18 protein-coding genes and 2 tRNA genes are annotated in these 13,236 nt (G+C 37.3%); 5 read left to right on the top strand and 15 right to left on the bottom strand.

Annotation, left to right across the window (positions count from 1 at the left end):
- From LCX93_RS09895 to LCX93_RS09910, 4 genes are all read right to left on the bottom strand, one after another.
- Positions 1 to 375: a chemotaxis response regulator CheY gene (locus LCX93_RS09895; protein WP_151899728.1), complete on the bottom strand. Its 375-nt coding sequence runs from the start codon at positions 373 to 375 to the stop codon at positions 1 to 3.
- A gap of 69 nt (positions 376 to 444) precedes the next feature.
- Positions 445 to 1,155 carry a 1-(5-phosphoribosyl)-5-[(5-phosphoribosylamino)methylideneamino]imidazole-4-carboxamide isomerase gene (gene hisA, locus LCX93_RS09900; RefSeq protein WP_226066144.1) on the bottom strand — a complete coding sequence of 237 codons (711 nt, stop codon included), beginning with the start codon at positions 1,153 to 1,155 and terminating at the stop codon, positions 445 to 447.
- A 20-nt stretch (positions 1,156 to 1,175) separates the two neighbouring features.
- On the bottom strand, positions 1,176 to 1,787 hold the full coding sequence (gene hisH, locus LCX93_RS09905) for an imidazole glycerol phosphate synthase subunit HisH (protein WP_226066145.1): 612 nt from the start codon (positions 1,785 to 1,787) through the stop codon (positions 1,176 to 1,178).
- Positions 1,787 to 2,692 carry a PDC sensor domain-containing protein gene (locus tag LCX93_RS09910; RefSeq protein ID WP_226066146.1) on the bottom strand — a complete coding sequence of 302 codons (906 nt, stop codon included), beginning with the start codon at positions 2,690 to 2,692 and terminating at the stop codon, positions 1,787 to 1,789. Before LCX93_RS09910 ends, hisH begins: the two co-directional genes overlap by 1 nt.
- A gap of 90 nt (positions 2,693 to 2,782) precedes the next feature.
- Between LCX93_RS09910 and waaC the strand changes: the two genes are divergently transcribed.
- Together waaC and LCX93_RS09920 are read left to right on the top strand one after the other, a co-directional pair.
- Positions 2,783 to 3,784 carry a lipopolysaccharide heptosyltransferase I gene (gene waaC / locus LCX93_RS09915; RefSeq protein ID WP_226066147.1) on the top strand — a complete coding sequence of 334 codons (1,002 nt, stop codon included), beginning with the start codon at positions 2,783 to 2,785 and terminating at the stop codon, positions 3,782 to 3,784.
- Entirely contained in the window at positions 3,774 to 4,655 is an 882-nt protein-coding gene (locus LCX93_RS09920) for a lipid A biosynthesis lauroyl acyltransferase (protein ID WP_226066148.1), read from the top strand. Before waaC ends, LCX93_RS09920 begins: the two co-directional genes overlap by 11 nt.
- Here LCX93_RS09920 and LCX93_RS09925 read toward each other — a convergent pair.
- The 3 genes from LCX93_RS09925 to panB are packed head-to-tail and all read right to left on the bottom strand — an operon-like array spanning position 4,652 to position 7,515.
- Positions 4,652 to 5,710 carry an AI-2E family transporter gene (locus LCX93_RS09925; protein ID WP_226066149.1) on the bottom strand — a complete coding sequence of 353 codons (1,059 nt, stop codon included), beginning with the start codon at positions 5,708 to 5,710 and terminating at the stop codon, positions 4,652 to 4,654. The two genes, LCX93_RS09920 and LCX93_RS09925, sit on opposite strands and share 4 nt — an antisense overlap.
- Positions 5,711 to 6,724, bottom strand: a complete 1,014-nt coding sequence (ruvB, locus tag LCX93_RS09930) for a Holliday junction branch migration DNA helicase RuvB (protein ID WP_193150399.1) — start codon at positions 6,722 to 6,724, stop codon at positions 5,711 to 5,713. It abuts the gene before it with no gap.
- Positions 6,724 to 7,515 (bottom strand): 3-methyl-2-oxobutanoate hydroxymethyltransferase, encoded by a 792-nt coding sequence (gene panB, locus LCX93_RS09935; RefSeq protein ID WP_226066150.1) that lies wholly within the window; start codon positions 7,513 to 7,515, stop codon positions 6,724 to 6,726. Before panB ends, ruvB begins: the two co-directional genes overlap by 1 nt.
- An 80-nt stretch (positions 7,516 to 7,595) precedes the next feature.
- Here panB and LCX93_RS09940 point away from each other — a divergent pair, with 80 nt between their 5' ends.
- Both LCX93_RS09940 and trpA read left to right on the top strand, forming a co-directional pair.
- On the top strand, positions 7,596 to 7,997 hold the full coding sequence (locus LCX93_RS09940) for an Hpt domain-containing protein (protein ID WP_226066151.1): 402 nt from the start codon (positions 7,596 to 7,598) through the stop codon (positions 7,995 to 7,997).
- A gap of 1 nt (position 7,998) precedes the next feature.
- Positions 7,999 to 8,739, top strand: a complete 741-nt coding sequence (gene trpA / locus LCX93_RS09945) for a tryptophan synthase subunit alpha (protein WP_226066152.1) — start codon at positions 7,999 to 8,001, stop codon at positions 8,737 to 8,739.
- Here the strand turns inward: trpA and LCX93_RS09950 are convergent.
- The 8 genes from LCX93_RS09950 to LCX93_RS09985 all read right to left on the bottom strand — a co-directional run bounded on the left by LCX93_RS09950 (position 8,736) and on the right by LCX93_RS09985 (position 11,878).
- Positions 8,736 to 9,671 (bottom strand): esterase-like activity of phytase family protein, encoded by a 936-nt coding sequence (locus tag LCX93_RS09950; protein ID WP_226066153.1) that lies wholly within the window; start codon positions 9,669 to 9,671, stop codon positions 8,736 to 8,738. The two genes, trpA and LCX93_RS09950, sit on opposite strands and share 4 nt — an antisense overlap.
- 16 nt (positions 9,672 to 9,687) lie before the next feature.
- Positions 9,688 to 9,763 (bottom strand) — tRNA-Arg (locus LCX93_RS09955).
- Between the two features lie 59 nt (positions 9,764 to 9,822).
- Complete coding sequence (locus tag LCX93_RS09960) at positions 9,823 to 10,443, bottom strand: porin family protein (RefSeq protein ID WP_226066154.1); 621 nt, start codon at positions 10,441 to 10,443, stop codon at positions 9,823 to 9,825.
- Between the two features lie 123 nt (positions 10,444 to 10,566).
- Positions 10,567 to 10,643 (bottom strand) — tRNA-Arg (locus tag LCX93_RS09965).
- An 88-nt stretch (positions 10,644 to 10,731) separates the two neighbouring features.
- The gene (locus LCX93_RS09970) at positions 10,732 to 11,115 is read right to left on the bottom strand and encodes an IS1 family transposase (RefSeq protein ID WP_226067512.1); all 384 of its coding nucleotides are present in this window, start codon (positions 11,113 to 11,115) and stop codon (positions 10,732 to 10,734) included.
- Between the two features lie 64 nt (positions 11,116 to 11,179).
- Entirely contained in the window at positions 11,180 to 11,356 is a 177-nt protein-coding gene (locus tag LCX93_RS09975; protein WP_226065952.1) for a helix-turn-helix domain-containing protein, read from the bottom strand.
- Positions 11,357 to 11,424: 68 nt separating this feature from the next.
- Positions 11,425 to 11,643, bottom strand: coding sequence for a hypothetical protein (locus tag LCX93_RS09980; RefSeq protein WP_193150410.1), 219 nt, complete (start codon positions 11,641 to 11,643; stop codon positions 11,425 to 11,427).
- A gap of 7 nt (positions 11,644 to 11,650) precedes the next feature.
- Positions 11,651 to 11,878: a hypothetical protein gene (locus tag LCX93_RS09985; RefSeq protein ID WP_193150411.1), complete on the bottom strand. Its 228-nt coding sequence runs from the start codon at positions 11,876 to 11,878 to the stop codon at positions 11,651 to 11,653.
- Positions 11,879 to 11,997: 119 nt separating this feature from the next.
- On the opposite strand from LCX93_RS09985, the gene LCX93_RS09990 reads away from it, so the two are divergent.
- A complete protein-coding gene (locus LCX93_RS09990) occupies positions 11,998 to 13,233 on the top strand; it encodes an aminotransferase class I/II-fold pyridoxal phosphate-dependent enzyme (RefSeq protein ID WP_226066155.1) in 1,236 nt (411 codons plus the stop codon).
- Positions 13,234 to 13,236 lie beyond the last annotated feature (3 nt).

Consider the following 13,236-nt stretch of genomic DNA (forward strand, 5'->3'; position numbering starts at 1 on the left):
TTACTCAGATACACCCATCACTGCAGCAAGTTTTTCTTTTAAAACCTGAGGCGTAAATGGTTTTACGATATAGTTGTTTACTCCGGCTTTGAGTGCTGTAATAACCTCTGCTTTTCCACCTTCAGTCGTAACCATAATGATAGGTGTGTCTTTAAAGCGCTCATCCGCACGAACTTTTTTGACAAGCTCAAGCCCGTTCATCTCAGGCATATTCCAGTCTGTGATCAGCATATCAATATCAGGATTTGCGTCCATTTGCGCCCAACCCTCAACACCGTCTGCACCTTCAAGTACATCTTTATAACCAAGTCGAGCCAATGTATTTTTTATAATACGGCGCATTGTAGAACTATCATCAACAACAAGTAATTTCAATTGAAATCCTTTACATAATATTTTGCATAATTTATATCTAATAATAGCAAAATTCTGTTTGTTTTGCTATTAATTTACCAATTTAAACATTTTGGCTAAATCTAACCTGCCCTCATAATAAGCTTTTCCTATAATAACACCATCCACCTCACCCGTGGCTGTCAAAACTTTTATGTCCTCTTCATCTTTTACACCGCCGCTAGCAATTGTGCTTATTTTACCGGCTCTCGCGATATCAAGTGTAAAATCCACATTGACGCCGCTGAGCGTACCGTCTTTGCCGACATCTGTGCATATTATCGCCTCTACACCGGCATTGGCAAACTCTTTTGCCAGGTCTGTTGCGCGCATCGTGCTCACTTCACCCCAGCCCTCGACTGCCACATAGCCGTCAATCGCATCAATACCCACAGCAATAGGATATTTTGCAGCCATATCTTTGACAAACTGAGGGTCTTTTACCGCAATAGAACCTAAAATAATCCTGTCGATTCCGATATCCAACATCTTTTGAATCGTTGCTTCATCACGAATACCACCGCCAAGCTCAAGTTTTACATTGGAGTTTTGACGAATTTTAATAATTTGTTCAAGATTTTTAGGCTCTCCCGCAAATGCACCGTTTAAATCAACCAAATGCACCCACTCAGCACCCATTTCTTCAAATTTTTTCACTAATTCATAAGGCTCGTTTGAGTAGATTTTCGCACTTTCCATCAAACCTTTTGTCAAACGGACTGCTTTGCCGTCTTTTAAATCTATTGCCGGATATAATGTCATATTTCTCTCTTCCTTTTCTCTTACAGTTGTATAAAGTTTTCTAAAATTTTCAAACCGTTTTTATGGCTTTTTTCAGGATGGGGCTGTATTCCCATTATATTACCGTGGGCAACGGCAGAAGTAAATTTATAGCCATAATATGTTTCTCCGATAATGTCACTCTCATCTTTACATGTAACATGATATGTATGCACAAAATAAAGATAATGCTCATCATCCAGTCCTGCAAACAAAGGATGCTCTTTTGTAAACATCCTGTTCCATCCCATATGCGGAACTTTCAAAGGCTCATTGAATTTTTGCGTATCAAATTTTACAACACTGCCTTTTATAAGCCCGAGCCCTTCATGTTTGCCAAACTCTTCGGAATTTTCAAACAAAAGCTGCATTCCGAGACATATGCCAAGCATCGGTTTGCCACTCTTTGCAAACTCCTTTATAGACTCTACCATATTCCGTTCATGCAAATGTTGCATCGCATCACCAAAGGCACCGACACCAGGCAATATCAGCTTGTCATACTCTTTAAATTTATCAGGATTACTCTCAACTACTGCCTCTTGTCCAAGCTTGGCAAATGCATTTTTTACACTTGCCAGGTTTCCCATGTTATAATCAATTATTGCTATCATTATTCATCTATCTTTAATTTTGTAAATTTAATATAAATTGCCAAAGAGACTATCAGTATACCTACACCTGCAATAATATACATGGAGTAGATCAGCTTGTTTGGATCCGTAATTGCAAACTTGAACACAAGCATTAATGCTTCAATGGAGAGTGCGATAATAATAGAGCCCAAAAAGCGGACCATTGTTTTGTGCGGGCCTGATATGTCATGTTCTTTGTATCGTCCTAATATCTCCTCTTCAATGAGGGTTTTAGAGAGGTCAAAAATCGCCAACGAGAGTGTAAGTAAAATTGTTGCTTCAAAGACATCTTTAATCTGAAAATGCCCTATTGATATTCCATATGTAAAAAAACTCTCTATTCCTTTTACAAACAGTAAAAGTGCTATTGCTACAAGGGCAAAAGAAAATCCAGCATAAACTATTTTAAAAAATTCTCCAAAAAAAGTGTCCATTTTATTGAGATGTGCAATTTTGAGCACTTCTTCAAGCGGCATATCGATACATGCAACATACTTGAGCGAACCGTTTTCATCATATATAGGTGCCGATGCTGTTACAGTCAAGTCACCTGTAATCAAAGACGGATAGGGGTCTGTAATCGTACATCTGCCTTCTCTGACTGCACGATAGTAGTACGCACGGTCTGCACGAATCTTTCCTATATCATCATCTATCTGATCATCTTTTGTAAAAGTCGGACTTACCTGCACGCCCTTATGGTCAAGGAGATACACTCCCTCACAGTTTTCAAGATCTGCTTTTATTTTCAGCAGTCTCGGCATAATCATATCTTCACTTAAAGAAGGAAGTCTATTGGGAATATTCTTTGAAAAAAGGTAACAAAAATATGCTCTGGCTTTTGTTCTACCTTCGGCAAAGTGTTGAATATCTATAGGAACCATACAAGTCACTCCTTCTTAATTTTACTGACCTTAGGCAGTAATTTACCTGAATTATATCAAAGATTTACTATTATTGGTATAATGTCATTGATGAAAAAAGATATTAAAAGTATTGCTATTGTCAGACTCTCCGCACTCGGAGATATAATCAACAGCGCAGTTGTGTTGCAGTTTATCAAAAAAGAGTATCCTGATGCAAAAATAGAGTGGATAAGTGAAGAGATTTTTTCAGATATTTTACGAAACAACAAACACCTGCATACAGTGCACACTGTCAATCTCAAAAAACTCAAAAAGACAAAAAGCTTTTCCTTGCTGAAAAAAACATTCTCTGAGCTCTCTATGCTGCCCGATTATGATGTTATCATAGATATGCAAGGACTATTAAAATCAGCAATTGTTGCCAGAATCATAGGAAAAAATACCCATGGTTTTGATAAAAATTCAATACGCGAATCTTTGGCCGCACTTTTTTATAAAACAACCTCCACTGTCCCGTATGAAGAAAATGTTATAAAACGCAACTGTTTTGTTGTTGCTGACGCTCTTGGATTTGAGATTACGGATACTATGATCTTAAACAAAGAACCCGTTTTTTCACAAACAAAAGAGTTTGCACTACAAGGCGAGAAAAAAAACATTGCTTTTGTGATAGGCGCTTCCTGGCCTTCAAAAATTTATCCCAAAGAGTCTGTTGCAGACATATGCAACAGACTCCAAGAACAGTGTTACATTATTTGGGGCAATGCATTTGAAAAAAAAGAGGCACAATGGATATGCCAACATTCAAAATATGCAACACTGGCTCCAAAACTTACACTGAACGAGCTTGTATCTTTTGTATCGAGTATGGATCTTCTGATAGGCAATGACACCGGTCCAACACATCTGGCATGGGCGCAAAATATTCCCTCTATTACTCTGCTCGGGCCTACAACAACAAGAATGATTTATGAAACACCGATAAATATGGGAATAAAATCACCCTCAAACGTCAATATTTTAAAAATAGACAAGAACGATTTTTCTATAAAAGAAATTCCTGTAGAAAAAGTCACAAACAAAGCAAAGGAGCTTTTATATGGGCTATAAATTTCTCTTACTTCTTGAAAATATTTTAATGCTCTTGCCGCATGCTGCACGAAAAGCATTTTTTACTTTTTTAGCTTTTATCGGCTATAAAACAGCAAAAAAATACCGTCGTATCGTCAGACAAAACCTCAACTATGCCTTTGACAACAGTATGAGTGACAAAGAAATTGATACAATCACCCGATACAGTTTCAAAAACCTGCTCTACAATTTTATGCATCTTATGGAGATACGCCACCTCAGCAAAGAAAAAATTGCCGGCAAAATTACAGTAATGAATAAAAAAGAAGTTGAGAGAATTCATAAAGAAGGCCGTGCTGTTATTTATGTTACTCCGCATTACTGTGCCTGGGAACTTGGTGCAGCAGGACTTGCTTTACATGTAGAGACCATTGCTCCTGTTTACAAAAAACTCAAAAACAGAATCTATGAAAAATGGCTGCTCGATGCAAGAGCAAGGTTTGGCAATACAAATCTTGAAAAAACAAATGTTGTCAAACCCCTCATACGCCTTATAAAACAGGGAAAAGCCAGCGGAATTTTAATAGATACCAACATCAATGAAAAAGAAGGTGTTATGGTGGAGTTTTTAGGCAAACCTCTGCGTATGACGGCAACACCTGCTTATTTGGCACGCAAATTCAATGCTGCCATAGTGCCCGTACACATACGAACTGATGATGAAGAAAATTACACAATAATTATAGCTGATGAGATAAAAGTTGATAAAACAGAAAATGAAAAAAAAGATATACAAAAAGCAACACAACTGCAAGCCGACTGGCTCACTTCCATCATACAAAAAGAGCCAAAATTCTGGTTTTGGCTCCATCGCCGATGGAAAAACGACAAACCTGAAATTTACAACTAAGCGGTTTCTTTGTTCTTTGTTTCACACTCTTGCGTTCTGGCTTCAAAAAGTTTTAAAATTGCAAGAAAAAAAGCTGTTATTGCAGGTCCTAGAATCATTCCCCAAAATCCGAAAGTAGTCAGCCCTGCAATAATTGCAAAGAAAATAACAAGTTCGTTGAGCTGTGCATCACTCTCTTTGAGCAGTCGATTGTTTATCTCTTTGATTATCAAAGGCTTCACAAAAGTATCCGCTATAATGGAGATCACAATAATTGAATAGAGTGCTATAAAAACAGCATTTGCATTATGCCCTACCGAAAACTCATAAATCATAAACGGAAGCCACATTAAAACGCCCCCTATAACAGGAAGTAAAGAAGCGAATCCGTACATAATGCCAAAAAGCAGACCGTTATAGCCCATAAAAGAAACAGCTATACCAAAGAGTGCACCTTCAAACATTGCCGTAGCGATGATGGAGTAAAAAACAACACTCATAACAGCGGAGAGTTCCCGTGCAAGTAAAGTACTGTCTTCAACAGACATCTGTACAACACGTTTGAGAAACTCTACAATTGCAGAACCGTTATACAGAGCAAAAAAGTAAAAAACAATGACCAAAAAAGCATTTTTCACAAAACCTGCACTGAATGTTCCTATCTTTGCAGCTACATGTAAAGCATTTGCAGTCAAACTGTTGATATCTATTCCTTTTAAAGAATCTGCAAGATAAGGTTTTAAAAAGAGCAGAAATTTCGGTGGATTGGTAATCAGTCCGTTTATATAGAGTTCTATATTTTGCAAACTGCTCGGCTCCAAATTATTCAGCTTGATTGTGAGTGTTGCCAAGAAGTAACCAAGCGGTGCAAAAAAGAGCATGGCAAGCAATAGACTTGATGCAAACGCCGCCAACAAACGAGAGGAAAACAACTCTTCAAAATAGTTATTGATCGTAGCCGTAGAAATTGCCAACAAAGCGGCAATAGTCATCACCAGTAAAAAAGGTTCATACAGAAGATACATCCAGTACAAAGAAGTAGCAAACAAAACAGCTATAAAATATTGTGATTTCATCTAAAAAAGTGTCCCGTCTTCATTCACACATGACATATTTAAAACATCATAGGTTGCCGGTGTTGCACGTCTGCCTTTGGCTGTTCGCTCCAAATAGCCGTTTGCAAGCAGATACGGTTCCAAAACATCTTCTACCGTTCCCTCATCTTCACTTAATGCTGCGGCTATAGTGCTCAGTCCCATTGCGCGCCCTTTGGCACTTGCTAAAAGTGTCAAAAGACGCAGATCCATTTCATCAAAACCGTGTGAATTGATGCCCAGCTCATCCAATGCATACTGAGTACGCTGATGGTTTATATTTTTTTCATCGGCAACCTCTGCAAAGTCTCTGACCCGACGCAACAGTCGCAAGGCGATACGGGGCGTTCCACGACTTCTTTTTGCAATCTCCAGAGCCGCTTCATGGATGATTTGACATTCGAGCTTATTCGATGCCTGAACAATGATCTTTGCCAGTTCTTCCTGATTGTAAAAATTCATGCGAAAACTCATACCGAACCTGTCCCTTAAAGGGTTTGAAAGCATTCCTGCCCGTGTTGTCGCCCCTATAAGGGTAAATCGCGGTAAATCAATCTTGACCGTCTGTGCCGCAGGACCACTGCCGATGATAATATCTATTCTGTAATCTTCCATAGAAGAGTATAAAATTTCTTCAACGGCAGGAGAGAGCCTGTGTATTTCATCGATAAAGAGAATGTCCCCCTCTTCCAGGTTTGTCAGGATTGCTGCCAAATCACCGCTTTTTTCTATCATCGGTGCGGCTGTTACTTTGATATTTGCATTCATTTCATTGGCGATAATCAAGGCCAAAGTTGTTTTGCCAAGTCCCGGAGGTCCGTAGAACAAAACATGATCAAGTGCTTCGTCTCTTTTTTTTGAAGCTTCTATAAAAACAGCAAGATTTTTTTTAATCTGTTCCTGCCCGATATATTCACTCCACGCATCCGGACGCAATGTAACTTCGCTGCTCTCTTCTTCAAGAGAAAAAGTTTCAATATCTACCACTCTTTCCATTAGTATATATGTTCCTCAGTTGGAAATTGACGATTCTGGACTTCATCCGCATACTCCTGCAAAGCTTTTTTAACAAGAGTAGCCCCGTCAAGATATTTTTTTACAAATTTTGGAGTGAACTCTTCAAAAAATCCCAACATATCAGAAAAGACCAAAACCTGTCCGTCTACATCAGCACCTGCACCTATTCCTATAACCGGAACCGTCACACTCTGGGCAACCTCTTTTGCAACCTCGGCTTTTGTTCCTTCTATTACTATACAAAAGGCACCCGCTTCTTCAACTGCCTTGGCATCTTTGAGGAGTTGTTCTCTTTCATCAGCAGTTTTTCCTTTGACTTTGTATCCGCCTTCACTTCTTACCGACTGTGGCAAAAGTCCGATATGCCCACATACTGCAATGCCGTTATCTGTCAAATGTTTTATAATTCCAGCTTTGTCTTTTCCTCCTTCTATCTTGACACAGTCAGCCGGTGTCTTTTGAAAAACTTTTATAGCATTGCGTAAAGCATCTTCTTTGCATGTATAGGTTCCAAACGGCATGTCGCAAATGACAAAACTCTCCGGTGCCCCTTTACAGACGGCATTTGTATGATAAATCATTTGTTCCAATGTGGTACTGATCGTATCGCTGCGGCCTGCAAAGCTCATATTTAAACTGTCTCCTACCAAAATCATATCGGCACTTGGTTCGAGCAGTTTTGCGAAGAGTGCGTCATAGGCCGTTATCATCACCAAAGGCTTTTCGCCCTTTCTTTTTTTTATAGCTGTTATAGTTAATTTTTTACTCATTTTAAAACTCTTTATTATATTATATAGATGTATTTTAGCCAAAAATTGCTATAATCTGAACTATACAGGAGAATTATTTTATGGGTATAAGAAGTGATTTAGAAGAAAACTTTGATTTTGAAATTATTGATGAGTTTTTAGATCACTACGCTATGATGGTTGAGAGCATGGAAGTGATGATTCTGGACCTTTCAAAACCCAATATGTACGAAAGAAGCGTCAATGAACTTTTTCGTGTATTTCATAATATAAAATCAGCAAGTGGTTATTTGAAAATCATACCGATGAATAAACTGGCTGCTTTTGTTGAAGATGAGCTTGAATCTCTGCGTCAAAAAAAACCGCCTGTCAGTGATGAAACAACAGACTGGCTGTTAAATATCAGTGACATGTTTGCTGTTTGGAATGACGACTTGAGGCAGAATAACAAACTCGGTAAAATAAAATACTCCTTATTAAAAATCCCTGACTTGGAAAAATAATTTGAAAAATTTAGTAGCATATATAACATCCGGATATCCGGAAAAATCTTTTACAGTTGACTTGAGTCTCTCCCTTGCACAAAGCGGTGTTGACACCTTGGAACTCGGCATTCCTTTTTCAGACCCTGTAGCCGATGGTCCTCTCATAGAAGAAGCAAACCACAAATCACTTGAGCTTGGATTTAAATTTAAGGATTTGCTTGAAATTTCCAAAGAAATTGCCCCTCAGGTAGATACACTCTGGATGGGTTATTTCAACAGTTTTTACCAACAGAACATGCAGAATCTCATTCCTTTTGCAAAAGAACTTGGCATAAACGGACTGATTATTCCGGATGTCCCCTATGAAGAGGCGTTGACGTACAAAGATTTATTTCAAAGCAACGGTATTGCAAACATCTCTTTTGTTGCCCCTACAGACAGCGAAGAGAGAATACAGACTGTTGTCAGCGATGCACAAAAATTCATCTATATGGTTGCTTATACAGGAATAACTGGCTCAGGAAAAGCCGAAGATCTCCAGCCTTTTTTACACTCTATCAAAAAATACACCAAAACACCCGTATATGTAGGTTTCGGTGTCAATGAAAAAACAGCAAAAGAAAAAGTACAGGGTGCTGACGGGGTCATTGTCGGCAGTGCTTTTGTGAAAATTTTACTCAATAACGATATAAACTATACGCAAAAAATCACACAATGCAGTGAACTTGCAAAAGTAATTAAAGATAAAATCAACACTTAGGGCTTTTTAAAGGTATCCTTTATTTCAAAAAGCACCAAAAGTGTTTTTTGCAGCATATTCTCATTGTCATCACTGACCATCAGATACCTGTTTGTATCTACATGGGTCAGTCCCTCAAAGTTATCAAGTTTCCAACCGTTTGATGAGTCAAGTCTAGCTAAAACTTCGCTTTTGCACACTCTGGACGCTCTACATCTGTCTAAGTATACTTTCATCAAAGTTGTCACCCGTCTGCGTGTCAAATAACTAAAATCACGCAACAGCACCAAAACAGTATTCTCTGAAAAAAACTCCAAACTTACTATACTGCCCTCAGCGCTGAATTTAAATATTTGATTTTTCGTATAAAGTGTATGATATTTTACATTTGCATTTTTCAGCGGCAGTTCCGGTGCTGTCACAACACCATACCTGTCGTTACATGTAACCGATTCAAGTCCTTTGTTTTTACTGGCATACTTGTCTTTGTTTTGCAAATCCTGATGTAATTTTACTTTTTTTATTTTAATACCGTTTTTGCTATACAGACAAATTCGCTGTTTTCGCTCAAAGGAAATCAACAGATTATTCTTACATAGAGCCAAACCTTCGGCATCTCTCTTTTTCTTTTTTAATTGTTTCCCTTTTTTGTTTTTTAAAAAATAAGCATCCAGATACTGCAAATCTGTAATCTTCCCATCAGTAATATTGATCAAAAATTTATACAGATATCCCTGATCGCTCACAAAATATACAAAGCCATCTTCATAAACAAGATCTGAGATTTCATGAAAAGGAATACCTTTTTTAGTCTCAAAATGTAAGATTTTTGCATCAAGTATTTTTAGTTTTTGTTTCGTTACATGTAAAGTATTGTCTGGAGTAATTTTATATGCAGTGATTTGTGCATGAAGTTGTAAAAAAAACAATAAAACAAAGAAAAAGTATTTCAATAGTTTTGCCTTTTTTTGGTCTCCCTACGAGGACTCGAACCTCGAGCTAGGCCTTAGGAGGGCCCTGCTTTATCCAGTTAAGCGATAAGGAGATAAAACAATACTTGTCCGTGAAGTACAAAAATCCTTTTCACAGACAATATTGTATATTTTAAAATGTATAACTGACACCGGCAAAAATATTATTTCCGCGTGGACCATCTATTAAAGAACCTTCATACTCTCCTATAAGTGCCCAATGAGATGAAAGACCATATTCCATTCCTGCAGCATAGGTAAATCCGTCATTAGTTCCGTTAATACCAAAGTCGCTGATTTTTTCTTTCTCAAGTTCCCATCCTACTTTTCCAAAAAGAACAATTTCCTCATTTACATGATATCCATACAGCAAATCTAAACCATAGCTGTAATAATCAGCCCCCGCACTTACATCTGCTTCACCGACAACAGATTTTGTGACTGTAGTATGTGTATACGAAAAATCAAATTCCGTAGCAAAACCATAACCGAGTCTGTACCCCAAATCAATGCCAAATCCCTCTCCTGTGTCACCTTTTAATATTGCTTCAGGCTCAGTACCTTTTGCTTCTTCTGTATAATTGTCACCCAGGCTTATAAGACCTTTTGTCACAATATAAAGGTTACCCTCTTCATGGTGTTTTGCTTCAATATGTGCACGTGAAGCATCCTCTTCATGAGTCCCTTCCGCAGCAAAGAGTGTTGTTGAAAGCAAAAGCATTCCACTCAGGCATAAAAAATTTTGTATTTTCATTGTTTCTCCTTAAAATAATAACGTATTGTAATCTTTTTTTATAGAAAGAAAGCTTACTGTCTACTATAATAAGGAAAAATTGTTTTTAAAGTGATTGTTGATAAGGAAAGTTTTTGGAAGAAATGGTGCGCCCGACATGATTCGAACATGTGACCGCTGGTACCGCAAACCAGTGCTCTATCCAGCTGAGCTACGAGCGCACACCATTCTCTGATTGAGAGGGTGAAATTATAGCACTTTTAACTTATATATTTATAAAACACAATCTAAGGCACTGACTAAATAACCTTATTTACCAATATTTTTATTAACAAAGAACCAGGCAAGTCTATTATCAAGCCACTCATAACTTCTGGCATGGGCTTTTGTTCTTCTAACAAGATAAGAGATTTTATCTCTTATCTGAGAATTAAGGTTTTCAATCACATTGGTTATTTTGGATTTCTCCATACTTGCTTTAGATCCATAAATCTTATCATAGGAGAAACAACCGTCACAGTATATTTTATCTGTAGACGGGAGTTGTTGATTAAACTCAAAAAGCGCTCCTGCATTTTTATATCTTGAGAGATGATAAAAATAGAAATATTTTCCATGTTGTGTAACAGCTATAGATGCCCATAAATAGTATCTTTTTGACTTTTTACCTATGAATGTATACAGTTCATCCATTATCATGTATGTAAAGACTACAGGTGCCGATTTGATTCTGTTTGCAAAGTCGATATAAAGATCTTTATATTCGTTGAGTTTTTTTTAAATGGTATTGTACTGTACGCAAGTGCACTCCTAGTACTCTTGCTATCTTCCTTTGTTCCATCTTCTCTTCAAAGAGTTTATATATAAGTTCTATCTGCTCTTGTGTTAATCGTTTATATGGTCTGTATTTTCTTTCACTCTCTTTTACTGCCATGATAAAATCCTTCTTTATGAATTTTATCTTTTTAAGCAATTTCTGTTCTAGTTAGTCAGTGCCACAATCTAATCTTCGATTTTCACCAATATTTCTTCTACTTTTTGATTTTGTACATATAATTCATGATTTTTTCGGACATATGCCTGGAGTAAAACTTTAATATCGTTATTCCCTTCCATATTAAAATCTTTCGACATCTGTGTATGTAAAAAATTGGCAAATTTGTCTTCTACATCAACATCAAACCTGCGACCTCCTATATGTAGTCCAATCTTTTTACTCATTATATTATTAACCTAAAATACTTTCAATTTTATTCACAATTTCTTCTATTTCTATGTCTTTTTGAGCATTTTCTTCATGGAGTCTTTCAATTTCCTGATTTTTCAATGCACAGTCTGCCTTCAGTGTCACTATTTCATTTCGCATCATTTCATTTTCACTTTTAAGTGCATGATACTTTTCAAGAATTGTTGAAACTTTTTCACTGAGTTTATTCAAAGTTGTTTGATTATCCATTTGCATTTCCTAATATTAATTAATAAATTTCTGCTTTAGAATTCTAACATAATTAAAGTACATAGGATAAATATTATCTCTAATTTGCTATAATTTATAGATTATAAAAAGGTTGAAATATGAATAAATTTGAAAACTACTGCACAAAATTTGTACAAAGTATCGGAAGCAAAGAAGGAGCGGTCTCTCCGAGTATAGTTTCCTCAGCTTCTTTTTCTTACGGAAGCCCGGAAACAGCAGAAGGAATTTTCAATGGCAGTGTAAAAAAACCCCTCTATTCAAGAATGGGTAACCCTACAACAGCAAAACTTGAATCAATTATGGCAGAAATGGATGAGGGTATCGGTGCTGTCGCTACAAGCTCAGGCATGGGAGCAACGACTCTTGCCGTTATGTCGTTACTCTCTCAAGGCGATGAAATCATTAGCATAGGCGGACTGTTTGGCGGAACATATGCTCTGTTTGATGAAACGCTGAGCAGATTCGGGATTAAAACACATTTTTTTGATGTTGATGCATTCGACGCTATAGAAAAAGCCATAAATGACAATACAAAAATAATTTTTTTAGAAAGTGTCGGCAATCCGAACATGCGGCTTCCCGATATTAAAAGAATCGCCTCCATTGCAGACAAATACGATGTGGCACTTATTGTTGACAACACCATTACTCCCTTAAGTGTTTCGCCATTGGCGCTTGGTGCGGACATTACCGTTTATTCCACTACAAAAATCATTTCGGGAAATTCCTCTGCACTCGGTGGCTGTGTAGTTTTTCGTGCCATCCGTGAAAATGCTGACAAGTTTAAAACTCAGCGTTACCCATTTTTGCAAAAATTTATTAAAAATGCAGGGAAAACAGCCCTTATACCAAATGCAAAAAAACGAGCTTTACGAGACTTGGGGATGAGTGCAAATGCACATGCCAGCTATCAAACATTACTCGGACTCGAAACGCTGGCACTCCGACTTCCAAGAATAGTCAAAAGTGTTGAAACAGTGGCCCTGGAACTTGCCAAACATGGTATAGCGGTAAACCATCCGTGTATTCAGTCTCACCCTCACCATGCGCGGTATAAAGAAGATTTTCAATACGGATGTGGAACACTTTTAACAATTGATATGCAAAGCAAAGAGCATGCATACGATTTTTTACGCAAAACAAAAATAGCAACAATTACTGCCAACATAGGCGATTCAAGAACACTCGCCCTGCATATGGCATCAACGATATATAGTGATTTTGACGAAAAAACTAGAGAATTTCTGGGAATTACCGATGGTCTTATTAGAATTTCTATCGGACTTGAAAACCCGGTAGAAATTATAAATGATTTTATTCAAGCAACAAAGTAGAAA

This window comes from Sulfurimonas sp. SWIR-19 (genome assembly GCF_020410885.1).
GTDB classification, from domain to species: domain Bacteria; phylum Campylobacterota; class Campylobacteria; order Campylobacterales; family Sulfurimonadaceae; genus Sulfurimonas; species Sulfurimonas sediminis.